This window comes from Cognataquiflexum rubidum (assembly GCF_022538115.1).
Classification (GTDB): domain Bacteria; phylum Bacteroidota; class Bacteroidia; order Cytophagales; family Cyclobacteriaceae; genus Cognataquiflexum; species Cognataquiflexum rubidum.
The window spans coordinates 157,111-181,511 of record NZ_JAKZAL010000008.1 but is presented as its reverse complement, the minus strand read 5'-3'; the positions used below and the strand labels follow the sequence as shown (position 1 = coordinate 181,511).

At 42.3% G+C, this 24,401-nt stretch carries 16 protein-coding genes; 7 read left to right on the top strand and 9 right to left on the bottom strand.

The window, feature by feature from the left end:
• Window positions 1-366 precede the first annotated feature (366 nt).
• From MMU05_RS10930 to MMU05_RS10915, 4 genes are read left to right on the top strand one after another with little or no spacing between them, the layout of a single operon-like run.
• The gene (locus tag MMU05_RS10930; protein WP_241141717.1) at window positions 367-3,618 is read left to right on the top strand and encodes a SusC/RagA family TonB-linked outer membrane protein; all 3,252 of its coding nucleotides are present in this window, start codon (window positions 367-369) and stop codon (window positions 3,616-3,618) included.
• Window positions 3,619-3,638: 20 nt separating this feature from the next.
• Window positions 3,639-5,225 carry a SusD/RagB family nutrient-binding outer membrane lipoprotein gene (locus tag MMU05_RS10925; RefSeq protein WP_241141716.1) on the top strand — a complete coding sequence of 529 codons (1,587 nt, stop codon included), beginning with the start codon at window positions 3,639-3,641 and terminating at the stop codon, window positions 5,223-5,225.
• Window positions 5,226-5,261: 36 nt separating this feature from the next.
• Entirely contained in the window at window positions 5,262-5,885 is a 624-nt protein-coding gene (locus MMU05_RS10920; RefSeq protein ID WP_241141715.1) for a hypothetical protein, read from the top strand.
• A gap of 2 nt (window positions 5,886-5,887) precedes the next feature.
• A complete protein-coding gene (locus MMU05_RS10915) occupies window positions 5,888-8,650 on the top strand; it encodes a M14 family metallopeptidase (RefSeq protein WP_241141752.1) in 2,763 nt (920 codons plus the stop codon).
• A 103-nt stretch (window positions 8,651-8,753) separates the two neighbouring features.
• Here MMU05_RS10915 and MMU05_RS10910 read toward each other — a convergent pair whose 3' ends face one another.
• The 7 genes from MMU05_RS10910 to MMU05_RS10880 form a co-directional block, all read right to left on the bottom strand.
• Window positions 8,754-9,971 carry an FG-GAP repeat domain-containing protein gene (locus MMU05_RS10910; RefSeq protein WP_241141714.1) on the bottom strand — a complete coding sequence of 406 codons (1,218 nt, stop codon included), beginning with the start codon at window positions 9,969-9,971 and terminating at the stop codon, window positions 8,754-8,756.
• Between the two features lie 6 nt (window positions 9,972-9,977).
• Complete coding sequence (locus tag MMU05_RS10905; protein ID WP_241141713.1) at window positions 9,978-13,046, bottom strand: PVC-type heme-binding CxxCH protein; 3,069 nt, start codon at window positions 13,044-13,046, stop codon at window positions 9,978-9,980.
• 678 nt (window positions 13,047-13,724) lie between these two features.
• A complete protein-coding gene (locus tag MMU05_RS10900; RefSeq protein WP_241141712.1) occupies window positions 13,725-14,744 on the bottom strand; it encodes a hypothetical protein in 1,020 nt (339 codons plus the stop codon).
• Window positions 14,698-15,264 carry a P-loop nucleotide/nucleoside kinase family protein gene (locus MMU05_RS10895; RefSeq protein WP_241141711.1) on the bottom strand — a complete coding sequence of 189 codons (567 nt, stop codon included), beginning with the start codon at window positions 15,262-15,264 and terminating at the stop codon, window positions 14,698-14,700. Before MMU05_RS10895 ends, MMU05_RS10900 begins: the two co-directional genes overlap by 47 nt.
• Window positions 15,265-15,336: 72 nt before the next feature.
• Complete coding sequence (locus MMU05_RS10890; protein ID WP_241141710.1) at window positions 15,337-16,329, bottom strand: MlaD family protein; 993 nt, start codon at window positions 16,327-16,329, stop codon at window positions 15,337-15,339.
• 2 nt (window positions 16,330-16,331) lie between these two features.
• Window positions 16,332-17,048: an ABC transporter ATP-binding protein gene (locus MMU05_RS10885; protein ID WP_241141709.1), complete on the bottom strand. Its 717-nt coding sequence runs from the start codon at window positions 17,046-17,048 to the stop codon at window positions 16,332-16,334.
• A gap of 27 nt (window positions 17,049-17,075) precedes the next feature.
• Window positions 17,076-17,855, bottom strand: a complete 780-nt coding sequence (locus MMU05_RS10880) for an MlaE family ABC transporter permease (RefSeq protein WP_241141708.1) — start codon at window positions 17,853-17,855, stop codon at window positions 17,076-17,078.
• A gap of 380 nt (window positions 17,856-18,235) precedes the next feature.
• Here MMU05_RS10880 and MMU05_RS10875 point away from each other — a divergent pair, with 380 nt between their 5' ends.
• A complete protein-coding gene (locus MMU05_RS10875; RefSeq protein ID WP_241141707.1) occupies window positions 18,236-18,892 on the top strand; it encodes an ROK family protein in 657 nt (218 codons plus the stop codon).
• 83 nt (window positions 18,893-18,975) lie between these two features.
• Here MMU05_RS10875 and MMU05_RS10870 read toward each other — a convergent pair whose 3' ends face one another.
• A complete protein-coding gene (locus tag MMU05_RS10870) occupies window positions 18,976-21,066 on the bottom strand; it encodes a site-specific recombinase (protein ID WP_241141706.1) in 2,091 nt (696 codons plus the stop codon).
• A 146-nt stretch (window positions 21,067-21,212) separates the two neighbouring features.
• Window positions 21,213-22,172 (bottom strand): sugar phosphate isomerase/epimerase family protein, encoded by a 960-nt coding sequence (locus MMU05_RS10865; protein WP_241141705.1) that lies wholly within the window; start codon window positions 22,170-22,172, stop codon window positions 21,213-21,215.
• A 194-nt stretch (window positions 22,173-22,366) separates the two neighbouring features.
• Here MMU05_RS10865 and MMU05_RS10860 point away from each other — a divergent pair, with 194 nt between their 5' ends.
• Window positions 22,367-23,233, top strand: a complete 867-nt coding sequence (locus MMU05_RS10860) for an alpha/beta hydrolase (RefSeq protein WP_241141704.1) — start codon at window positions 22,367-22,369, stop codon at window positions 23,231-23,233.
• 579 nt (window positions 23,234-23,812) lie between these two features.
• Complete coding sequence (locus tag MMU05_RS10855) at window positions 23,813-24,265, top strand: hypothetical protein (protein ID WP_241141703.1); 453 nt, start codon at window positions 23,813-23,815, stop codon at window positions 24,263-24,265.
• Window positions 24,266-24,401 lie beyond the last annotated feature (136 nt).

The following is a 24,401-nucleotide window of genomic DNA, read 5'->3' as shown; positions in this document are numbered from 1 at the left end:
AAAATATTACAAAAATTTTGTTGAAATATGCAAAATTAGAAACCATTTTTTAACAATGAGATACAATTTTAGGATTATATAGCTAGTCTAAAACTCAAACCATATTTTTTCCATTCATCCTTCCCAAATTCTACCTGCTATAAACATTGGGATATTTTTACTCAAACGGGGGCTGTGCTATTTTTATTAGGCATATTTTTAATCAGTCGACACCACAGAATATCCTGACCATTTCCATTTGCAAATGGAATTAGACTAGCCACTTTTACAAAAACCCTTATAACCTATTTTATAGTAACCTGATCACCCAACTTTATTTGGGATGATGGTGGCATTTTATTTCTCATTTCTAATCTATTAAAGCTTATGAAAGAAACATTTACCAAAAATCGTATCCCAATATTATCTTGGAGATATTTGATGATTTTCACCCTGATTTGCCTGTTCGGTATCCAAGGCAACGTTTTTGCCCAGCAAAAGCTGGTCAAAGGGACAGTACTGGATGCGGCAGGCATGCCTATACCCGGTGCAAACATTGTGATCAAAGGCACTACCAAAGGAGCAGTATCTGATCTGGACGGGATTTTTACGATCCAATTGGAGCCAACCGAGAACATTCTCGTTATCTCTTACATCGGTTATGAAAAGACCGAAGTGAATGTATCCAATCAAAGTGAAATCACTGTAAGGCTAACAGAGAGTTTCCAACTCTCGGAGGTCGTTATCACTGCGGCAGGTATCGAAAGAAATACCAACACCTTGGGTTATTCTGTATCTTCCCTAGACAACGAGAAAATTAGCCAAAGGAATGAACCCGATCCTGTAAGGGCATTGACAGGCAAAATAGCCGGAGTCAACATCCAAGGCGCAGGTGGTGTGGCTGGTGGTGCTACCAACATCACCATCCGAGGTAATTCATCACTTGGCAATAACAATCAACCGCTTTTTGTTGTGGATGGTGTGCCTTTTGACAATTCTTCTTTTGAATCAGCCGGAACCAACCAAACACAAAGCAGCCAATCTACATCCAGCAGGGCATTTGATATTGATCCCAACAACATCGAAAGTCTCACGGTATTGAAAGGTGCCGCGGCCTCTGCACTTTATGGGTCTAGAGCAGCAAATGGCGCAATCATCATCACTACCAAAACAGGCTCTCGAAAAGGACGGAAAGGAATGGAGATTACCTACAACAGCTCCTATTCCAATGAAAGGCTCTCAGGTATACCTGACTTTCAAGATAAATATGGTCAGGGAACCAATGGTGATTACAGGGCGGGTGTCTTCGGTTCATACGGCTCTCCTTATTCCAGCCGCGCGACTATCCCCCACCCTTTGGCATTGACTACCAATCCTGCCTCTCAGTTTCCTCAGTTTTACGAGGCTAATGGAATCACTCCTGTAGAAGTACCTTATAGGTCTTACATGAAAGAAAATGTCGAAAATTTCTTCAGGAGAGGAAATCTCTTTGAAAACTCCATCATGGTCAGTGGTGGCGGTGAAAAAACAAGTTTGATTGCAGGGTTTACGCGGACGAGCAATGATGGTGTAGTTCCTGGTAACAGCATCACTAGAACTTCCTTCAATGTCGGTGGAAACGCCAAACTTGACAATGGCTTCTTTGTAAGGGGAACATTGAATTATGTCAAAACCAATCAGACAAGCCCTCCGATTGGTGGGTCAGGATCTATTATGGGCAATTTGCTATTTATGCCGACGAGCTTTGACCTGACCGGCTATCCATTTGAAAATCCCGTAACCGGAGCCAATGTATATTATAGGGCATTGGACAATCCTTATTGGTCTGTCAAGAACAGTCCTGCCACAAGTGAAGTAGACAGAACTTTTGGAAGTTTTGTATTGGGCAAAGAAATCACCCCCTGGCTGACTGTCCAGAATACTTTTGGATTCAACAGCTTTACGGACAACAGACTCAGTGTTTTGGGAAAAGGATCAAGTGTCTATGCTAACGGTACCATCAACACAGACAATATCTACCGGGAAGAATTGGATAACGTTCTTTTGGCTACCATCAACACCAAAATAAATGATGATCTGAAAGTCAGGGTAATTCTTGGAAACAATATCAACCAAAGATTGACTAGAAGAGCAGCTTTCTCAGGAGATGGAATTATTGTGGCAGGATTGAATGACATCAGAAATACTACCACGATCACACTTGGTAATATTCCAAACAACCAGACTTTGATCAAGCAAAGGTTTTACGCCTTTTTTGGTGATGTGACTTTTGATTATAAAAATTATGCTTCGCTCAATTTTGTAGGAAGAAATGATGTGTCCTCTACCCTGCCTGCAGAAAACAGAAGTTACCTGTATGGTGGTGTCAATGGGTCACTTGTATTTACAGAAGCATTGAAAATGAATAGTTCTGTTCTGAATTTTGGAACGATCAGGGCAGGTTATACCAAAGTCGGTAATGAAGCTTCTCCTTACCAGACTGTAAATGTATTCAACGCCAATGCTTCTTTCGGAGGAATTGACTCTCCATTTAGCAATGCTACCAACTCCGGCATCAGTACACAAACCATCTCCAACAGCTTTGCAAATAGTGCTTTAAAGCCGGAGTTCATAACAGAATTTGAAGTGGGTACAGAATTAAGATTTTTCCAAAATCTATTCACTTTAGATTTGACTTACTATGCCAAAGAAAGTACTTCCCAGATCTTTGTGGTAAATGCGGCACCTTCCTCAGGGTTCCTTACCAGGATTATTAACCTTGGAGAAACTTCCAATAAGGGTATTGAAATCGGATTGACAGCCAATCCATTTGTGTCAGACAGGGGATTTAACTGGTCCATCAATGCCAACTTTACTAGAAACAGAAATAAAGTGGAGAACCTTGGTGGTTTTGCGCAGCTGACTTATGGAGGAAATGTCCATATAGAAGGTTTGCCTTACGGGATGATTTTCGGGACTAGATTTGCCAGAGATGATGAAGGAAGCATCCTTGTCAATCCACAGACAGCAAAGCCGATCCTTGCAACAACAAGCGGTCCTATCGGAGATCCAAATCCGGATTTCTTCGCAGGTTTAAATAATACCTTCTCCTACCGTGGAATCACTCTTGATGTGCTATTTGATATGAAATCGGGTGGAGATATTCTCTCTACTACCATTGGTGAGACCTATGCAAGAGGTGTTTTGAGAGATACAGAAGACAGGGATTCCTTCAGAATTGGAAGCGGATACTTGGGAAATATCAATACCAGAACCCCACTTTTAGATGAGGATGGAAACAAAATCCCCAATAATACTGCCTTGAATTACAATGATTACTTCTTCGGAAGTGGATTTGGTCCAAGTGGGCCTTCAGCAGGATATGTGCAGGAGGCTGCAATCTTTGATGCTACTGTAGTGAGGTTAAGGGAAATTTCCCTAGGGTATATGTTCCCAAGAGAATTGTTGTCAAAAACCCCATTTGGAAGTGCATTTATCTCCATGAGTGGAAGGAACCTTTGGTACAAAGCCCCAAATACACCGGCGGCTATGAGGTATGACCCTGAAGTAAGTACAGCAGGAGCCAATAACCTTGGTTATGATCAATTGGGAGTGCCACCTACCAAAAGGTATGGTGTGAACTTAAGGTTCACTTTCTAAACCAATCAAAGAAAAACATTATGAAAAATACAAAATTAAAATTCCTTTCATTGCTGACAGTGACAGCCATGTTTTTGGGGGCTTGTGCGGATTTTGTGGATATCAACAATGATCCCAATAACCCTACCTCCCCACAACTTTCTCTTTTGTTACCGGCTACCCAACTCTCCATTGTGGGTAATTTCAACACCATCAACAGAGGTGCTTCAAATGTCATCCAGCATAGGGCTGCAGGCAACCTGAACAGGTGGGACCAGACTGGCGGCACTTTCCAAGCCACATGGCTTGGCTATTACACACAAGCCATCCCTGATCTTGAAGCGATGATCAATGTGGGTACCGAACAGGGAAGCTGGGGATATGTAGCGATAGCCAAACTTCAGAAAGCTTTCCTATTTGGTCTGATGGTGGATGTTTGGGGAGATGTCCCTTATTTTGAAGCCGCAAAAGTATCTGATCCCAAGTTTGACAACGGGGAAGTCATATACGATGATTTACTTCGCTTGATAGATGAAGCATTGTTGGATATGGACAAAGGATTTACCGTGCTATCATCAGCGGATCTTTTTTATCAAGGTTCAAAAGTAAAATGGACAAAGTTTGCCAATTCACTGAAATTCAAACTGCTCCTTCAGACCAGAAAAGCGAACCCGACCAGGTCCATCCAGGGAATCAATGCACTGCTTCAAGGCAATAACCTTATTGAAAGTAATGTAGATGATTTCTCTTTCCTTTTCGGAACCAACACTGCGCCGGATGCCAGACATCCATGGTACAGTACCGCATATTCCCCAGGCAGGGATGGCTATGTCAGTATGGTGGTACATGACAGGTTGAAGGCCCAGGATGATCCAAGGTTGAGATACTACATCTTCAGAATCAACGAAAGAGCAGGATTGGCCAATTCTCAGGTAGGAGAAGGCTATTATGGAAGATATCCGGGAGATGGTGCTGCCTCACCCGCAGATCAAAATACGAGGGCAATCGTTGGAATCTATCCATCAGGAGGTGTATATGACAATGGAAGAATCCCTTCATTGGGAAATACAACAGGATTTTTGAATAATGTTGGATCGACTACAGGAAGTACTGCAAACTCATTCAGGTTGGTGTTATTTGCAAATGGTGACGGAACAGGTGCCGGAAGGCAACCATTGCTGACCAATACCATGATGCGGTTTTATAGGGCGGAGGCTGCTTTGACTTTAAATACAGGTGAGGATGCTGGACTGCTCTTGTCAACGGCCGTTGCAGCAAATATGCAATCCATTAATTCACTTTCGCCTGCATTCCCAATTCCGGCAGCCACTATTACGGGATTTACCCAGAGATTGGTCACTCAGTTCAATGCTGCTTCAGATGCCGAAAAACTCGAAATCGTGATGATGCAAAAGTGGATCGCCATGTATGGCAATGGAGTGGAGTCTTACAATGATTACCGAAGGACAGGTTTACCAGCTTTAGAGGATTTGATTGCTCCATTGGATGTGTTTCCTGAGCGTTTCTATTTTGCGGAAACCGAACTCACTTCTAACGAAACGGTAATCGAAAACAGAGACCAGTTACAAAGAAACCAACAGATCGTCCCTGTATTTTGGAAGAAATAATTCTCCCCTATTCACTCTCATTTAAATATCAATCATATGAAAAATAAAATATTCATAGCCTTCATAGTTCTTGTCTCATTCTCCTGCAAAACAGTCGATTATGAATGGGAGAACTTTACCTATGCCGCTACACCAAAGGTCACTATCAATGCAAGTGCATCGGCTTTGCCTACATTTGAAAGTGCAAGAGTTTCTTTCTTCAATCTTGCAGATCCAACCTTTGCTACCTCCCAAAAATTTGAATGGACACTGGATTATTATGATGCTGAAGGAAGGGCTGAAGTACAGGAAATCGAGGTTTACCTGAGCTTCAACAAAAGAGAAGGCAATCCTCCGGTTTATCCGATTATTCTATCCTTGGCAAAAGTACATCCCAACGAAAGGCAATTTCCTCTTCCAAGTACAGTGAGGGCTGCAGACAGATTGTATGAAAAGGTAACAACCTTTCCAAAAACATATAGCCTGACTACGACTGAGTTGGCGGCATTTACTGGAACCACGATTTCGACCATTGCAATCAATGACTATTTCTTATTCAAATTCATCTTGGTCATGAAAGATGGAACCAGAATCGTCCAATACAATGACAATTCATGTGATGAATCCAGAGGGGAACTGTGTGCCTGCCGCGTAGGCGTAAGATTTAAAAACATACCATAATGATGATCAAACATAAGATAACCAAAACCGTCCAAGGGGGAATTTTTCTCCTTGGACTATTTATGTTGTGTACAGGCAATTCCTTTGCACAAAAAATTCCTAGCCCTAAAGAACATTTCGGATTTGGAATGGGTGACGATTACCACATCAGCAATTACACTGCAACTGAGGCATATTTCAAAAAAGTGGCCGAAGCTTCCGACAAAGCCAAACTCGTTTCTATCGGCAAAACCGAAGAAGGAAGAGACCAGTGGATGCTGATCGTCACTTCTCCTGCGAATCATGCTAACCTGGATAAATTCAAGGACATTTCAGTTAAAATGGCTAGAGCTGAAGGCCTTACTGAAGCAGACGCAAGAAAACTTTCTGAAGAAGGAAAAGCCATTATATGGATAGATGGTGGACTTCATTCTACAGAAACAGTTGGCATCCATCAGCTGACCGAAACCATCTATCAGGTTTTGACCAAAGAAGATTCAGAGACAAAAAGGATTCTTGACAATGTGGTCATATTATTTGTCCATGCCAATCCTGACGGTCATGAGAAAATAGGTAACTGGTATATGAGAGAGTCAGAACCTGAGAAAAGAAGTCTTTCCAACCTTCCTGTCCTCTACCAAAAGTATATCGGCCATGACAACAACCGGGATTTTTATATCCAAAATATGAAGGAATCCACCAACCTTGGTCACCAACTATTCATAGAATGGATCCCTCAGGTGATGTATAACCACCATCAGAGAGGTCCGGCAGGTTCGGTCTTGGCAGGTCCTCCCTATAGAGATCCTTTCAATTATGTGTTTGACCCGATGATGGTGACAGGAATCGATGCTGTCGGTGCGGCGATGTATAACAGGCTGAATGCCGAAAACAAGCCGGGGTTTACAAGAATGAACGGTTCATCCTTTTCAACCTGGTACAATGGCGGTCTAAGGACGACCACACATTACCACAATATGATCGGTATCCTCACCGAGATCATCGGTGGACCAAATCCAGAGGAAATTCCTTTGGTGCCGGACAGGTTATTGCCAAACAGCAATACCCCATTTCCTGTCACGCCTCAGAAAGCATGGCATTTCCAACAATCTATTGACTACTCGGTATCCATGAATTTTGCTGTGTTGGATTATGCTTCAAGAAACAGCGATCACCTTCTTTACAATATTTATTCGATGGGCAAAGGCTCCATCGAAAGGGGAAGCGGGGATTATTGGACGCCATTTCCAAGAAAGATTGATGCCATCAAAACTGCCTATGAAAAAGTAAAGGACAAGTACCCTACCCCGTCCAATCCATTTTCGGCAAGGGGTGGCGCCATTCCTTCCATATTCTATGATAGTCTGTATCAGGCCAAAGCTGAAAGAGACCCAAGAGGTTTTATCATCAGTGCTGACCAAAAAGATCCTGCCACTACAGTCAAATTTATCAATGCCTTGGTGAAAACCGGGATTAGGATTGAAAAAGCTACTTCGCAGTTTACCGTGGAGGGCAAAACCTATCCAAAGGGTTCTTATGTGGTGAAAACCGATCAGGCATTCCGACCACATGTGATCGATATGTTTGAACCGCAGGATTATCCCAATGACTTCCAATATCCCGGAGGCCCTCCCATCAGACCCTATGATGCTGCAGGTTGGACATTGGCTTACCAAATGGGAATCCAGTTTGACCGGGTTCTAGATGGGTTTTCAGGACCGTTTGAAACTTTGGCTTATGGAAAACTCGAGGCTTTACCTTCAGTTATAGTACCTTCTTCAAAAACAGGATTTTACTTAAGCAGCAAGCAAAATGATTCTTTTACGGTTGTCAATGAATTATTGAAATCAGGAGTAAAAGTTTCAAGGATCAACAGCGAAGTCGAAGGATTGCCTGCGGGATCATTTTATGTTCCGCAAAACGGACTCAAAGTATTGACTTCTAAGGTAACGGAATATGGCGTAAAGGTTTTTCCTGCCAAAGCCGTCCCAAGCAATACCACTCCTATCAAGCCTTCACGCATTGCTTTGTATGATACTTATGGTGGATCGATGCCAAGCGGTTGGGTGAGATGGATGCTGGAGCAATACAATTTTGAGTTTCAGGTGATATTTGCCAAAGAAATCGATGCGGGTAACCTCAACAAAAAATATGATGCCATTCTCTTTATCAGCGGAGGAATCCCTGCCGTTGGTAGAGGTGGCGAAAGTGGAGGTTGGGGTTCTCCTCCAGATGAGAAGACTACTCCTGAAGCCTACAAACACATGCTTGGCAGTATAACGGCGGACAAATCTATCCCTCAAATCAAATCTTTCCTTGAAAACGGTGGTAAAGTGATCGCTGTTGGAAGTGCTTCCGCATTGGCTTATCATCTGAAATTACCTGTGAAAAATGCATTGGTGGAAGTTGTAAGAGATGGTGCTGAAAGACCCTTGCCGGGTGAAAAATATTACGTTCCCGGCAGTGTCCTAGTCACAAGGGTAGATACTTCTCTACCTGCCAACTGGGGTTTGGAAAACCATGTGGATGTTTTGTTCAACAACAGTCCGGTATTTAAACTCAGGCCTGAAGCAAAATTAGATGGGTTCCAGGTTTTGGGATGGTTTGATTCCAACAAGCCTTTGAAGAGCGGTTGGGCTTGGGGACAATCTTATCTCGAAGATGGCATCACCTCCTTCTCAGCTCCTGTTGGCAAAGGTACTTTGTATGTCTATGGTCCTGAGATTACTTACAGGGCGCAGTCGCATGGTACATTCAAAATGCTTTTTAATAATCTTTACCAATGAGATTGTAGAATTTATTTCCAAATTAAATGTCAAAAAAAGAGCTTCCCGATTTCGGGAGGCTCTTTTTAATATTGGCTTGGCGGATAATCACTTGTTTAGATTACTACTTCCTTTTTTGAAAGAATACAAAAACCCCTTTTTTATTCGATACGATGATGTCTTTGAGGCCATCTCCGCTGATGTCTTCCGCCAACACATGCACACCCACGCCTGAGTTGTCATCGACTTGGTGGGGTATCCAGGTTGGCTTGGAACCCGGTACAAATTCATACCAATACAAATAGGGCGTATCAAACTCCCCCGGATCGGAACCCATATGGGCAAAATACCTTTTACCGGTCACAAAATCAGGCAATCCGTTGGAATTCATGTCTGTGAATGCCACTCCATGTGTCTGTGTATAGGTATCATCAATTAGGCGTGTCGTCCAGGTTGGATTGCCCTCTTTGTCTCTTCCCTGCTCGTGCCACCAAATCCCCAAAGCGTGTGCCGAGGAGGACAAAACATCCGTCATTCCGTCTCCATTGAAGTCGTAGGCGTACATTTGGGCAGCTGCCTCTCCCAAATTAGAAGGGTGGAACTTCCAATCCGGAGTCCTCGGATCTGTGGGTGATTCCCACCAACCTTCTTTGATGATCACATCATTTCTTCCGTCCTTATTCATGTCACCGAATCCCAATCCGTGGGAAAAAGGAGCTGAACCTTGGCTTTCCTTTTGACTGATGGGATATTCCTTCCACTCCGTTACTCCTGCCTTGGTTTGTGGTTTGAGCCAAATCATCTGTCCGGTGGCGGAATTTCCGCCCAAGATCTCCAATTCCCCATCTCCATCTATGTCATAGAAACCCGCAGATTCATTGCCCAAAGTGGGATGGATAACATGCCGCTTCCAATGTCCTGTTTGGTTTTTGGGATTTTCAAACCAGAATACTTCCTTTCCAGGAAATCCGATTCTGACAAAATCCACCCAACCGTCTTTGTTGACATCCATGCCATGGCAAATAAATGCATTGCTATATCCTTTGTCATATTCAAATTTTTGGGGTTGGGTGATTTCGTGTCTCTTCCAATCGGGCGCTTCAAACCAATAGGCGCCTGCCATTACATCCACTTTTCCATCTTGGTTGACGTCCCCTACTCCCACGCCCTCAGCCAAAAATTCCGAAGTCAAGACCTGCTTTTGGAAGGTGATTTTGTTTCCACCCTGTGTTTTGGTTTGGGCAAGTCCGGCCTGGACACATCCCAAAAAAAGTAAACACCTTATCAAGGTTGAAAGGGTTGACCTGAGGTTTGAGGCAAAGAATTTATAGATAGGTTTCATGGTTTCTTATTTGGTATTCAGGAGGTAAACGAGCAATGCATTGAATTCTTCTTTGGAAAGTGCGGTATTGAAATTGTCCGGCATGAGGGTGTACTTAGAAGGGCTCATTTCTTTGATTTCCGGTTTGGAAACAGAAAACTCCTTCCCTGTTTGGTCGGCCAAAACCACTGTCTGTCCTTCTTCCCTTCTGAATAGCCCTGAGACAGTTTGACCGTTGTTCAGGGAAATATTGTAGGTTCTGAAATTCTCCGTAATGTTTCTGTTGGGATCAAGGATTTTGGTAGCCAAGGCGGTTTGACCCCAATTGCCGACACCATCCAACTGCGGCCCGATAAGACCTCCCTTATTGGCAATCTGATGGCAACTGCTGCAGTTTTTCTCAAAAATGGTAGCACCCGAGGCAAGGCTATTATGATCGGGTACGAAATCAGCCAACCTTTCGGCAATAAGCTTCTGTCGTTCTTCGGAGATCGGAACCAAGTTGGCGGTGAGTTCCTGAACCTCTTTCAGCTGCTGCGGGGTGATGTTGGCAAGCATATTCTCCTCCACCGTCCTTTGCTTCAACAATCTGGCAGGTGCATGGCCCATTTTGATAAAGGCCATCAGTTTGGATTTGCCATCGGGATTTTTTACCAATGCCACACTGATGGTTTCCTGAAGTTCAACAGGGGCATTTTTAAGTCCTTCGCCCAGCATTTGCCTTGCTGAAGTATGGTCCCACAATGCCAAAGCTGTTGCCATTTTTCTCCTCATGCTGATTTCTTCATCAGGGTCATTCATTCGTTCAGATACCATAAGGGAGTTTGACTTAGGGTCAATCATCATCAAAGCCCTTGCAGCAGTAGAACGGATATCTTCATCAATGGTAGGTTTGTTCAGCAATACTTTCAAATTATCGTTGACTGTAACCATCTTGTATTTACCTGCTGTTTCGGAGGCAAACACCAATTGGGCTTTTTCTAGATCGGTGTAGGTTTCCTTCACAGGGATGGATTTTAACATACTTTCCGCCAAGGTCTTGTACCAAGATTGGTAGGAAACAGGAATGGACATTGTCCGTTGGTTCATTCCCTGAGAGGTAGCATTGGCCAATAAATGGGCTTCAGAGGGTTCTTCTGATGCTTTTTGTTTGACCCATTGCAGCAGCTTTTCCATTTTGGAAGGGTGAATGGTTTTCGCAATGGCTTCAGTAAATCCAATGGTGTTTTTATTGGACTCTTTGAATTTGGCAAGATGGTCCAACAGGAAATCTCCTGTCTCAGGGACATTGAGGTCGGAAACCACAAGCGCCACTACCTTGGCCTGTGGTTCGGGCCAACTTTCTTTCAGCGCCATTTGTAGAATTTCCTTTTCCTGCAAATGATTGGAAAGCGCCATCAGCATTGTGTATGCCAAATGCGTATCGTATCCGGGAATTTTTGAATGGAGTTCCACAAGCTTTTTATAGGTTTTGGGGTTTGGATGTCTGCTCAATAATTCCGCAGCCGCCCTTTGGACATGTGGATCTTTATCTGTCAGGTCTTCCATTGCTTTGGCATATTGCCCTTCAGAAAGTTGACCGTAATTCGAAAGGATTTTGTAAGCATGCACTTTTACCCTTCGGTCAGGATGTTGGAGGGCATTTTGGAGGATATTATCCGGCAATGCATCTAGTCTATACAAAGCCCATAATCCTTGGATCAATTGCTCAGGGCTTGTTTTATTGTCTTTGACCATTGTGGAAAGAGAAGGAACAGCATCCTTTCCATACCTGTCCACCAATTCATCTGTCGCCACCATGCGGAGTTGGAGGATGCTGTCTCCCATTGCTTGGATCAGTTCATCCTGACTAGCTTTTGACCAATCGGTTATTTTTCTGCTCTTTCCTTTGTAGGTTATTTTCCAGATCCTGCCACTCACGCGATCTCTTCCGGGATGGTCAAGGGGAACTTCGTAATGTCCGATAATCTTGTTGTAAAAATCAGCGATGTACATCGCCCCGTCAGGGCCTATTTTGATGTCCACCGGTCTAAACCATGGGTCTTTGCTGACCAAAAAATCCTCTTGGGCTATGGCTTTTGGCGTGCTGCCATTGAATTCCATGGTGTTTCTGCTGATCCTGCATGTCACCACATCGCCGGAATAGAAACTGTTGCGGTATTCTTCCGGAAACTGGTTATCTGTGTAGTAGACCAAACCTGATAGCGCTGTGGACTTCAGGCCATAATCCATCATCGTGGGTGCAAATCCCATGTTGGGTTCTTTTTTTCCCCATTGGGTATAATTGCCTCCCCATATCAACTGGTAGATGGGAAGTGTATGGCAGTCTGCTGAATAGTGGTAGCCCATATCGTCGTAATCCGAGCCAAAAGGATTGATCCGACCGTCAGTTGTTTTCTCTGCCCGGCTGCCATCCGGTCTGAACCGGAAGGTATTTCCCGACACCATTTTGATAGAATCATGGTCTTTGCCCGAAACCACCGAAATATTGGAAAAACCATGGGAAGCATGGATCCATCCATCGAATCCCCGAAAGAGATTGTTGACCATCCCGTGGGTATCTTTATACTCAAAAGGGCCAAGTAGCACTTCTCTTTTATCAGATTTTCCATCATTATCTGTATCCAAAAATTTGTAAACATTTGGGATTGAATAGGCAATAGCGCCGTTTTTGATTGGGACAATACCAATGGGAATGTTGAGGTCATTGGCGAAGTCTTGGATTTTGTCCGCTTTACCGTCGCCGTCTGTATCTTCCAAAATGGTAATTCTATCCCTGCCTTCACCCTGTCCTGCGGCGATGGGATATTCGGAGGATTGGGTGACCCAAAGTCTTCCTTTCTCATCAAAAGCCATATTGATAGGTTTGGTGATATCAGGCTCTGAGGCAAAAAGTGTCACCTCAAATCCTTCAGGTAGGACAAAGTCCAAACGTTCCTCCTCAGGAGTTTGGAACTCTGAGGTCCGTACATGTTCTGCATAGATATCGGCATCTGCTTGAGACGATTCAGCTTGCTCCTGTGATGGTTGCCTGCAACTTTGGAACAAAACAAAAAATAGCGCTAGGAAAAGGATGGTTTTTTGAAAATGCTTCATCGAACTGGTCAGATTGGGTTGGCGGATCAAATCCAATTAAACTTAAATTTATTCGGCCAAATAACCAATAATTGGAATAGAATGTTGATGGATGGCATTTGAACGAATGTGGAATGTGGAATGGGCTAAAGCCACATTCCTATTCAAATTGTTATCCCAAATTGGATTCCCATTTGAATTGCCTCCTGCTTTAGCTGGAGGCCAAAATGAATGCAATATGAAAATTGGCTTTAGCCAAAATTTCTTCCAATCATGATTTTGGTTTGAATTCAAATATTTTGGCTAAAGCCTCTATCAATATTATTTATCCTAAATTAATGAATGGGCTAAAGCCACATTCCTATTCAAATTGTTATCCCAAATTGGATTCACATTTGAATTGCCTCCTGCTTTAGCTGGAGGCAAAATGAATGTAATATGTTATGGGCTTTAGCTAATATTTATCAATCTATGATTTTGGTTTGAATTCAAATATTTTGGCTAAAGCCTCTATCAATATTATCTATCAAAATTTAATGAAAGGGCTAAAGCCACATTCCTATTCAAATGGTTATCCCAAATTGGATTCCCATTTGAATTGCCTCCTGCTTTAGCTGGAGGCCAAAATGAATGCAATATGAAAATTGGCTTTAGCCAAAATTTCATCTATTCCGGATTTTCCTTAGAATTCCAATTTTCCTAATTGTTTTCAAGAAGATTTTTGTGATACTCCATGGCGAGGTCAAGGTACTTTTTTCCTTTTGCCAATTCTTGGGTTCTTTTCTCCTGATCTTGCTCGGACAAGCTGTTCAGAAGGAACACTTTGGCCCGGACGTTTGCCCTGAGGCATTTATAATATAAAAAAATCGATTTGTCTTCTTCTTTGGGGAAGCAAGTCAATGCATTGTTGTAGGTTTCCAAAAACAAATCAGAAAGGTCTTTCCTGCCATAAAACTCCAGATCCATACAGAGAAAGGCGATTTCGTAGAGGACATCGATCTGCCTGAAGCCATCCTCAAATTCAATACAGTCAAAAAGGACTGGCTTTTTATAGATGAAAATATTACCGCTGTGAAGGTCCCCATGCACATCCCTGATGAATCCTTCCCTACTCCGTTGCAATACCCTTTTGCCATGTTTCTCCAAAAAACAGTCACTCCATCCCGTCAGCGTGGGAATAACATCCAAATAGTCCGGGCCAAATTCTTTTAAAACTACTTTTTGAACAGTGGTCAAGTCATTGAATATTCTTCTAGCTTGGGCATGCTGATAATCTTTAGCGATGATTTCGGCTGTTTTGTGAAATTTCGCTATCTGCCGGGCTAGAAGAGAAATACTGCTAGGATGGACTTTGTTCTGCTTGAGAAGCACATCCATTCTTTTGCCACTCCGCATTCGCTTCATACAAACCACATAATCCTTTATTTCTCCTTGCCCTTCGCCGATGGACCAATTGTCATTCAGGAAAAGAATGGGCTGAACTGAAAGATAAATCGGTGAAAAACGCCTGTTGAGTTCCAATTCCTTCTCACAGTACTTTTTTCTCAGGGCTAAGGTGGAATAATCCAAAAATGAGAGTTTGATGTTTTTTTTGATTTTAAAGGCATGTCTTCCTGCGAGGATTACCCATGAGATATTGGTCTCTTCCAAAACCCCTTGGATTGACTTTCCTTCAAACTTGCCTTTGGCCATCAACTGCCGGACTTCGTCTCTTTTCATGGCTTGGATAGATGAAATTAATGGCTTTCTCCACACTTTCTTCGATAAAACCATCAGTGGATTGAATCAAAAGGTGGTTTTCGATGATCGGTTCAAACTCAGATTTGATCCTCTGATATACTTCCATGTCAGCCTCGCTGTCCTCTCTTGGTTTGGAAAGCCTTTTGGTAATCAGCTCTTCCTCCGCTTGGATATGGATGATGGCTAATTTCCATGATAATGACTTTGCTAAAAAAATCACCAAATCTCTGACTTGCTGGAGAAAAAAAGTTCCGTCCAAAACAACATTTTGGCCGGTTTTATGGATCCCTTTTGCCCTGCGGAACATTTCCTCATAAACAGTCAGTTTGTTTTCAAGCCTATACATTCCCATCAAACCCAATTCCTTGCGAAGCTCATCGCTTCCGATATAAACAGCATCAATTTCTTTGGCTAATCTCTTTGCAAAAAAACTTTTCCCTGATCCCGGAAGTCCCATTACCATGACAAGTACTGACTCAACTCTTTTTGGCTCTTCCATATTTTTCTACTCCAAGTATTAAGGGCTTTTTAAATCAAAATGGGAAACTTCATAAAACCAAAATTACCATGATCAATTATTTTGAGACTTTTTCTCCTCTTTCCTCAGTTCCTTCTCCTGTTTCTTATAATACTTACGGAAAAGGAAACTTCCTTTCAGGGCCTCCATATTTTGATTAAAATTATAGGTACTCTTCTCGATATTCACCATGCTGTTCATGAGGGTTTCCCGCATCAGGCTATCACTGAGGATCAAACCGGCAGTACCTTCACCTGCTTCGATTTCACTTACCATTTTTTTGATTTCCTCCATCATCTTGGCTGCTTCAGCACTGGTTTTGTGGATGTTTTCAATGGATTCACTCAGGTTTTCGGCCATGATGGAATCGGTAAAAGCCTGTTTAACGATCCCGTTTCCCTGCTCCAAACTCTCCATTAATTCTTTTCCTGTCCTGGCGAGTTCTGCAGCATTGGACCCTGCTTTTCTAAACTCTCTGATTGCATTTTTGATATCATTAGGCATTTCTTCGTCAGAAAGCAATGCCCAAAGACTTTCACTCTTATTAAATTTTTCGGACACCTCGGAGAGGTTTTTAAGGGTTGTTTCCAGGTAATCACCCGTAACGCCTAATTTCTCCAACATCTCTCCCGTATCAAGGGGCGGTTTGGAATAGAGAATATCACCTTCCTCCACAGGATCTGCAGTGCCCACCTGAGGTAGAATATGGATAATTTTGTTTCCCATAAGGCCATCTGTATTGATGGTTGTGATGGCATTCTTTTTAATAAATGGCTGCATTTTCTTTTGGATATACAGCGTGAGGTGAATCGAGGAATCATTTGCCATTTCCACAGATTTGACTGTGCCTACATTGATGCCCTGAAAACGGACATTATTGCCGGGAACAAGGCCGTTGACATTTTCGACAATAGAGATGATGGTGATCGATGAACCGAAGATATTTTGGTTTTTCCCGATCATGTACAAGGTGAAGACAAGAAAAATCAGTCCTGCCAAGACCATGATTCCTAATTTTGAGTTTTCTATTTTTTTCTTCTCTTTCATAGTCAGTCAAAAAACTCCCTGATTTTGGGATCTTTGGATAAACGAAGATTGTCATAGGTATCATCCGCATAGCACCTGCCGTCGATCAGCATGATGACCCTGTTGGAGGTGATGCGGATGCAGTTCATATCATGGGAAATGATCACCGAGGTGGCGTTGTATTTCTTTTGAACTTCCACCATCAGTTCACTGATTTCTCTTGCTGTGATCGGATCCAAGCCTGTTGTAGGCTCGTCATAAAGGATGACGCTGGGGTTTAAAATCAGCGCCCGTGCTAACGCAATTCTTTTTCTCATACCACCAGAAAGTTCGGAGGGCATCATATTTACAGTATGTGCAAGACCTACATCTTCTAAGGCTTCTTTGACAGCATTTTCAGCATTTTTTGCTCTTTCTTCTTTGGTCCAATGGATTCGCAATGGAAATTCAAGATTTTCCCTGACCGTCATGGAGTCATATAGTGCATTGCTTTGGAACAGAAACCCGACTTTGGCACGCAACCGGTCAAGTTCATCCTGATCTAGTTCATTGATGCCATGGTCAAGGACTATGATCTGACCTGAATCAGGCTGGATCAAGTTGATAATGCATTTGATTAAAACTGACTTTCCTGAACCTGATTTTCCGAGGATTACAAGGTTTTCTCCGGGGAGTACTTCCATCGAAAAGTCCCGCAAAACATGGTTTTCACCAAATGATTTATTGATATTTTTCACCATAATGACCGGTTTCAAATCCTTTTCCATTTATGTCAAGCCTAGGATATCCGTAATCTGAACAGCAATCAAATCAATGATAAATACCAGCAGAGAGGCCACTATCACCGCCGTGGTGGCGGACCTGCCCACTCCCTCTGTTCCTTTGGTGGAATTGTAGCCTTTGTAGGTACCGATGATACCGATGGCAAAACCAAAGAAGAAAGTTTTGACCAATGATGGCAGCATGTCACTGAAGTCAAGCACTCCAAAAACCTGAAACCAATACAAATGCCAGCTGACCTGACCCCTGATATTTACTCCCAAATACCCTCCATAAAGTGAAATGGCATTGGCCAAACTTGAGAGCACCGGCACCATCAGTGTCGCTGCCATCACTCTGGTCACCACCAGGTATTTGAAGGGATTTGTTCCGGAAACCTCCATGGCGTCGATTTGTTCGGTCACACGCATTGACCCAAGTTCAGCGCCCATTCCCGAACCTATTTTTCCGGCACAGATCAGCGCCGTAATCACCGGTGCAATTTCCCTGATCAGGGATACGGACACCATAGAAGGCAGGTAGGATTCGGCTCCAAATTCCACAAGAGTAGGTCTTGATTGGATAGTCAAAACCAGCCCCATGATAAAAGCAGTGACACCCACAAGAGTCAGCGTCTTGTAACCAACCCAATAGCATTGGTTGATGAATTCCCGGTATTCCTGCTTTGGCTTGGAGACTTCCCTAAAAAACCGGGCTGTAAAACGGGCTATATCCCCGATTTCATTCAAAAACTGATTCTTATCTATATTTGGGATTTTTAGCTTCATTTTGAATGTCCTTTACCAAAGATGATGATATACCAAATAAAAATTAGCGTTGATAATCAAATAATTCCATGATGTTTATCATGTTTTATAAATTTCAAGATAAATAATTAACAGGAAGTGGTTGAGGAAAAAGCGTTCAATCCCTTCAAAAAAATCCCTGTTTGGCACAAGGTCTTGCTGGGAATTACATATTGGTATCGCTCTAGAAATACTTTTTTATTCATTTTAAAGAGGACAAACTTGCCGTCTCAAAAATTTTTTGTCGCTCCTTGTTAAGGATTTAGCATGGTCAAATGGTTTTTTCCCAATTCTTAAATCAATTCTTCATTTGAAAGGGCAAGTCTATTTTTTAACTTGCGTACACTTAAACTGCAAAAAATTTGAAAATACTTGTCATCGATATCGGAGGAACAAACGTCAAGGTCAAAGTAAATAACGATCAGGAAAGAAGGAAAATACCATCCAGCTCTGATTTAACTCCTCAGGTCATGGTTACCCAGGTATTGGAAACAACCAAGGATTGGGAATATGAAGCCATATCTATTGGCTACCCTGGCGTGATCAAAAAAGGGAAAATCAAAACCGAACCTAAAAATCTTGGCCAGGGATGGACAACTTTTGATTTCGAAAAAGCTTTTGGCAAACCGGTTAAAATATTGAATGATGCTGCCATGCAGGCTTTGGGATCATATGAGGGTGGTGTTTTGTTGTTTTTGGGATTAGGGACAGGAATGGGTTCTGCGATAGTCGCTGAGGGAAGTGTTGTACCTATGGAAATGGCTCACCTTTCATACCGGAAGGGTACATTTGAAGATTATGTAGGCTTGAGGGGATTGGAAAGAATGGGTCAGGAAAAGTGGGAAAAACACGTTCAGGCTGTGATAGTAAGATACCAGGCAGCGTTTTTACCGGATGACATCGTGATTGGCGGGGGTAATTCAAAATTATTGAGTGCCATGCCTGCAGGTTGCCGGTTGGGAAATAACCACCTCGCATTTGATGGCGGGTTCAGGATGTGGGATAACCATTATCATTGAGGTTGGGGTTAATTGGTTATTTGGTTAATGGTTAATTGGTTAATTTTTTTCAGTTTCAGTAGTGGTGTGTTGACTTTTGCGAATTACTTTTTCACAGGTCGGACCTTGTTTTCTTCAGGAACCTTGTTGTTGGTAGAAAGAGGATTTTCCTTCTCTGCTGTCTTCTCTTCTACCCCATCCGCCTTTATATCTACTGGTTTTGAAGGGAAGAAAAAGTGATGGGGTCTTTTGATAAACCGAAGAAATAAAATTTTGAAAAGTTTGCTGCTGTGGCTGTATGTAATTTTTCTTGATTTCATCACTACGAAAATCGCCAGCGAAAAACTTACCAGAAAATTCATCAGTCCTATGCCAATGATACCGGCAACAGTAATCAAAATCTGATCGGTACTGAGTTGGTCACCAACAGAAACAAATGCTAAACCAAAATTTCCAGAGGCAAATGTAATATGTTGGATATCAAGTGGTAAACCAAGGATTATTCCAATCGTACCCATAGTTCCAAGGAATATCCCTAAGAAGAAATTTCCCGCCAGGCTCCCGAGGTTGTTTTCAATGTAAGTCCCGATTTTCAGTGACACTTTCGGTCCCAAAATCCTTGTCAGCCCCGGGTTGTTTTTGATCCTTTGCGGGATCCTATTGTAAATGTTTTTATTGTCATAATACCCTGAAATCAACCCCGAAAGGAACAGAAAAACGCCGGTAATCCCTGCATGTAACAACGCAAGGCTGCTTATCGGATTGATGCCATGGATTAAATGAAATGCTTTTTCGCTATCTGCGACATGGGTTCCGGTAAAATAATGATAGACATAGGCGATGAGAAATGCCACAGGAAATGCAATGGTCACATTGCCCACAAAAGCGATGAACTGCGATCTGGATATTTTGACTATCAGGTCTGCAAGGTTGTTGAGTGATACGGATTTGGGTTTGTCCGATTCATCCAAGGCAGCGGCTAATTTTGACGCTGTCATCGCAGGCTGTTTGGTAGCGAGGACAGAATGCGTCAGGTGGATCCCAATAAATCCCAACGAGTAATTCATGCTATACAAGAAGGATTCACCGAAAAGTGGTAGCCTCAGGTAATAAATCATGACTTTTATGATGGTAAGAAATCCGACAATGAGCCCTCCACCCATTGAAGAGAACCACATTTTCCACCATTCTTTGGAAGTATTCGTGATGTAATGCTCTCCTGTTTTGCCCGCATGCTCTGTTATCTGAAAAGCAAGAAGGTTAACATTGTCCTCAATGTGGTCCTTTATACTGTTTTTCCTATTTACCGCCTTAACCAAAATTTTGAACAAATCAGATTCACCCTCAAAATACGCCTGGTCAGCAGACTTGGATACCAGTTTCAACAGGGACTTGAGCCTGTCTATATTTTGGCTGAGTCGGAGTAACTGATAGGAGAAATGAAGGTCTGTACCAAATTTCCGCTTGTTTTTGCGGATCAGTTGGATGTATTCTTCACACTGGCTCAGCATCACCATGAGGTGTTTGTAATCTAAATTTTGATCGGTTTTATCGAAGTCCGGATCCTTTTGGTATTGGTCAATATAATCGTAAACGGATTTGTTCTGAACAATAAACGGTGAATCAAAATATTCCAATTCGGGGAGCTTCGAAAGTATCTCTGGTTCCAGTCCCAAGGCGCCAATCCTTTGGGAAAGCACCAAAATGCTGTTGAGCGTCTGCACCACCACCGAATCATCTTGTGGAAGGTTTTCAATTTCTACCCATCCAAGCAACTCAAAAAGTGCTGCCCAATCTTGCGTAGGAATATGGTTGACCCACAGGTAGTCCCAATTTTTGTGAAAAACTGCCACAAAAATGGCCATGACATCCTTTTCATTATACACTTGGGGAAGAAAGAAAGAATTGATCCGATCAAAAGCTTCCGAAAAAAAGCCCCTATTCGTGAGAATCCCTGATTCGGTAAAAATCTGCACGCTTTTCATTTGGTCAAATAAACCTTTCAAGTATGACCTCAGCAGAATAATGGCATCAGGATTTTCTTTCAACCTGATTATAAAGGCACTCAGGTTTTCTCTGGCCTGAAGAAGGTTGCTTTTGGGTGGACGAATCTTGCTGACAATCTCCAAAAGCAAATCATGAGATTCATCTTGATGTTGGTTCTTTATTTTTTCTAGCGTATCCGAAAAGTACATTTAGAGGAGTTAAGAAAGTAAATGATTCCTATCATAAACCCATAATTCAATTAACGGTTCCATTCGAAGGAATATAAAAAGTCAAATGGATTGCTTTTTGACATCCGTTTTAATTTGAATAGAAAGACATTTAGGTATTCTTTTTTTTACTTCAAACCAACAGTAGCCAAAGCTTTCTTTATGGCTTCCATGTTTAATTTCAAAGCGACATCATTTTCCATGTCATTTAATTCCTGGTTGAACGGCTCTGTCCTGACCGGACCCTCATAGCCTATATCGATGATTCCCTGCAAAAAATCCTTTGTATTGATTACCCCTGTGGCCATCGGAAGTTCTCTTTTTCCATCCAATTGGGTTTCCCTTGTAAATCCCAATCGGGCATCGTTGAGGTCAACCACCACGACATCTTCAGGTTTGAGGGTACGGAGGTCTTCCAAGGTATCATTGGCACAGTACCAATGGAAGCTATCCACCACAAATCCCACATTGCTTTCACCTATTTCTCCAATCAGTTCCTTCCCCTCTTTCATGCTGCCGATAAAGGGATAGCGGTTTTGGGTCATCATCGTCCGCATTCCAAGGTATTCAAGTCCAAAGCGGATTCCATGGTCTTTCATTACTTTGGCACATTCTCCCAATCGGTAAGCATGTTGCTTCATGTTTTCATTGTAAGTCAATTCATTGTGGGAAGAAATGATCCATGTATTGATGCGCGTGGCGCCTTGCTTTTCCATCGTCTCGCAGAATTTTCTCAAACCTTTGAAATCCTCGTTAAACTTTGATTTGTCGCGGCGAAATTCCACAGGAACATTGGCGGAATCATAACCGATTCCATTTTCTTTCATTTTGGCAAGAATCTCGTTGAGCTGCCCATCGGAGTATTTTTCCATCACTTCCTGCGTAAAAGGGCTGATGGCCTCATACTTATATTGGATGGCATAATCCAATGTCTGTGCATAGTTTGCTTTGACGCCGATTGTCCCGGGGTTTAGTGCAATTTTGAATTTTCTCTCCGCTTCCTGCCTGGCCAATAAAGAGGAAAATGGTGAGCTTACAAGGGCTGCGGAAGCCAAGGCGGTGGAAAACATGAATTCTCTTCTTTGCATGACCTGATTTTTTTTGAAACAAGATAAGCCATTTGGTGAAAGTTCGAAAGCAGAAAATGACCACAGGTTTCCTTCTGTTGCCGAAAACGTTGTAAACCCTTGTGGCAAAAATATATTTTGGTAGTTTGACTTTCCATTGACCGTGGCTTCATTGAAAGTCATTGAATTTCACCAAAAAATAAACCCCAAAACCCATGAGCAGATTTATACTCCTTTTCCTGAATTTATTGTTTGTCAGCCTGACTTCTTTTGCCCAGGAAAGCAAAGTTTTCGATGAACTGACCCTGACCAGTAAAATCTTAAATATGGAAAGGAAGTATGCCGTATACCTTCCACCGGGATATGAAACTTCCCAACGCTCCTACCCTGTGCTCTATTTACTACATGGTGGCGGAGATGATCAGACAGGATGGGTGCAGTTTGGAGAAGTCCAGCATATCGCAGACAAAGCCATTCAAGAAGGGAAAGCGACCGCCATGATCATTGTTATGCCGGATGCTAATACTGGGAAAAGGGGCTATTTCAATGATGTGAACAATGAATGGAGGTATGAAGATTTCTTTTTTGAGGAATTGATGCCTGCGGTGGAAAAGAAATACCGCATCAAGTCGGAAAAAAGATTCAGGGCCATTGCGGGACTTTCCATGGGAGGCGGAGGAACGTTTTTTTATGCCATGCACCGGCCGGAACTCTTTTCCTCTGCCTGTCCACTGAGCGCTTCCCTTAGAAATGCAACCTTCGAGGAATTCAAGCAGGGACTGCAGACCAACAAAGTCGAGGTGAAAAATGAATCTACCCTCCAACCTTACTATGACAGGCACAATGCGTTGCAGCAGATTGCTCTCAATGATATTGAAAAGATAAAATCCGTCAAATGGTTTTTTGATTGCGGTGATGATGATTTCTTATTTGAAGGAAACAGCCTTGTCCATATTGCGATGAAAAAGAAGGAAATTCCCCACGAGTTCCGCATCAGAGACGGAGGTCATACTTGGTCCTATTGGAGGACTTCTCTTCCTGAGGTATTGGGTTTTGTATCCGATACTTTTCATCAGAAGTGATTTGTAAGGATGAGGGATAAAGAATGAAGGAAGAGGAAAAGAAATAAGAAGAATGATTTATGATTTAATTGGAAAACCGTAGGTCTTGCAAAAATGTACGGGATAGTGTTCAATTTCAATACAAGGTAATTGATAAAAACTGCATAGGGCGACAGAAAGGAGCATTTTCCTGATTGGTACAGGTATTGCAGGATTTGATAAAACTCGAATTATATGGTAAGCTTTCTGCTTTGGTGCATTTTATTTATCCTTTGTTGGCCTATTGCCATTATAGCCTTAATCCTATATCCAATCGTGTGGTTGCTGCTATTACCATTTAGGTTATTGGGATTTACCATAGACCTTTCTTTCACTTTGATCAGGAACCTTTTTATGCTTCCATTTACTTTAGCGGGAAGAAAATAAAGAATCCAAAATATTGTATTTGAGACTTTTCTACCTGATTATTTGATTGAAATAATGCAGAAAAGCAGGATTGGGTCGAAGAAAATGCCTTCAATCTTGGAGGAATCAAGAAAAAAAGATTCTTAAGGAGGTCTAAATTCCATTTTCTCCCTTTTTTCATTTTACTTTGTACCCATGAATTCTACGACCAAAAGTGCATTGTTGGCCAAAGCCCAAGAAATGCTAAGAGATCAGATTAAAGACATCCAACGTCAACTCACCGAATTGCAGGAATCTTCCGAAGTAGAAGAGAAAAGTTCTGCCGGTGACAAATTTGAAACCCATCAGGAAATGTTGCATCAGACCAGGGATATATTGGAGAAAAGACTCTCCTCTTCCAGGATGATGTTGGCCCAACTAAATGCTGTGCCTGTCAAAGAATTGCAAAAAGTAGACGAAGGTGCTTTGATCCAAGTTGCGATGGGAAATATTTGGGTTTCGATCCCAATGGGAAAAGTTGTTTTGGATGGCGTAGATTACCAGTTGGTATCCAGGGATTCTCCTCTGATTTCAGCCTTATGGGATCTGAAAAAAGGACAAAGTGCAGACTTCCGAGGCAAACAGATCGAAGTGAAGGATTTGGTATAGAATCCGGTTTTAATATTTTCAATAACAAAATATACAGTTTGTACCGCCGTTCAGGGTTCTGAACGGCGGTTTTGTTTTTACTTTTTTCAGTTCTTGTTAAGGATTCTATATTTTTACTTCTTTAGTGAGAGAAGTG

What these genes read in the sequence shown, in the direction of transcription:
- MMU05_RS10930 (WP_241141717.1), top strand. Translation starts at nt 367, where the DNA reads ATGAAAGAAACATTTACCAAAAATCGTATCCCAATATTATCTTGGAGA.
- MMU05_RS10925 (WP_241141716.1), top strand. Translation starts at nt 3,639, where the DNA reads ATGAAAAATACAAAATTAAAATTCCTTTCATTGCTGACAGTGACAGCC.
- MMU05_RS10920 (WP_241141715.1), top strand. Translation starts at nt 5,262, where the DNA reads ATGAAAAATAAAATATTCATAGCCTTCATAGTTCTTGTCTCATTCTCC.
- MMU05_RS10915 (WP_241141752.1), top strand. Translation starts at nt 5,888, where the DNA reads ATGATCAAACATAAGATAACCAAAACCGTCCAAGGGGGAATTTTTCTC.
- MMU05_RS10910 (WP_241141714.1), bottom strand. Translation starts at nt 9,971, where the DNA reads ATGAAACCTATCTATAAATTCTTTGCCTCAAACCTCAGGTCAACCCTT.
- MMU05_RS10905 (WP_241141713.1), bottom strand. Translation starts at nt 13,046, where the DNA reads ATGAAGCATTTTCAAAAAACCATCCTTTTCCTAGCGCTATTTTTTGTT.
- MMU05_RS10900 (WP_241141712.1), bottom strand. Translation starts at nt 14,744, where the DNA reads ATGAAAAGAGACGAAGTCCGGCAGTTGATGGCCAAAGGCAAGTTTGAA.
- MMU05_RS10895 (WP_241141711.1), bottom strand. Translation starts at nt 15,264, where the DNA reads ATGGAAGAGCCAAAAAGAGTTGAGTCAGTACTTGTCATGGTAATGGGA.
- MMU05_RS10890 (WP_241141710.1), bottom strand. Translation starts at nt 16,329, where the DNA reads ATGAAAGAGAAGAAAAAAATAGAAAACTCAAAATTAGGAATCATGGTC.
- MMU05_RS10885 (WP_241141709.1), bottom strand. Translation starts at nt 17,048, where the DNA reads ATGGTGAAAAATATCAATAAATCATTTGGTGAAAACCATGTTTTGCGG.
- MMU05_RS10880 (WP_241141708.1), bottom strand. Translation starts at nt 17,855, where the DNA reads ATGAAGCTAAAAATCCCAAATATAGATAAGAATCAGTTTTTGAATGAA.
- MMU05_RS10870 (WP_241141706.1), bottom strand. Translation starts at nt 21,066, where the DNA reads ATGTACTTTTCGGATACGCTAGAAAAAATAAAGAACCAACATCAAGAT.
- MMU05_RS10865 (WP_241141705.1), bottom strand. Translation starts at nt 22,172, where the DNA reads ATGCAAAGAAGAGAATTCATGTTTTCCACCGCCTTGGCTTCCGCAGCC.
- MMU05_RS10860 (WP_241141704.1), top strand. Translation starts at nt 22,367, where the DNA reads ATGAGCAGATTTATACTCCTTTTCCTGAATTTATTGTTTGTCAGCCTG.
- MMU05_RS10855 (WP_241141703.1), top strand. Translation starts at nt 23,813, where the DNA reads ATGAATTCTACGACCAAAAGTGCATTGTTGGCCAAAGCCCAAGAAATG.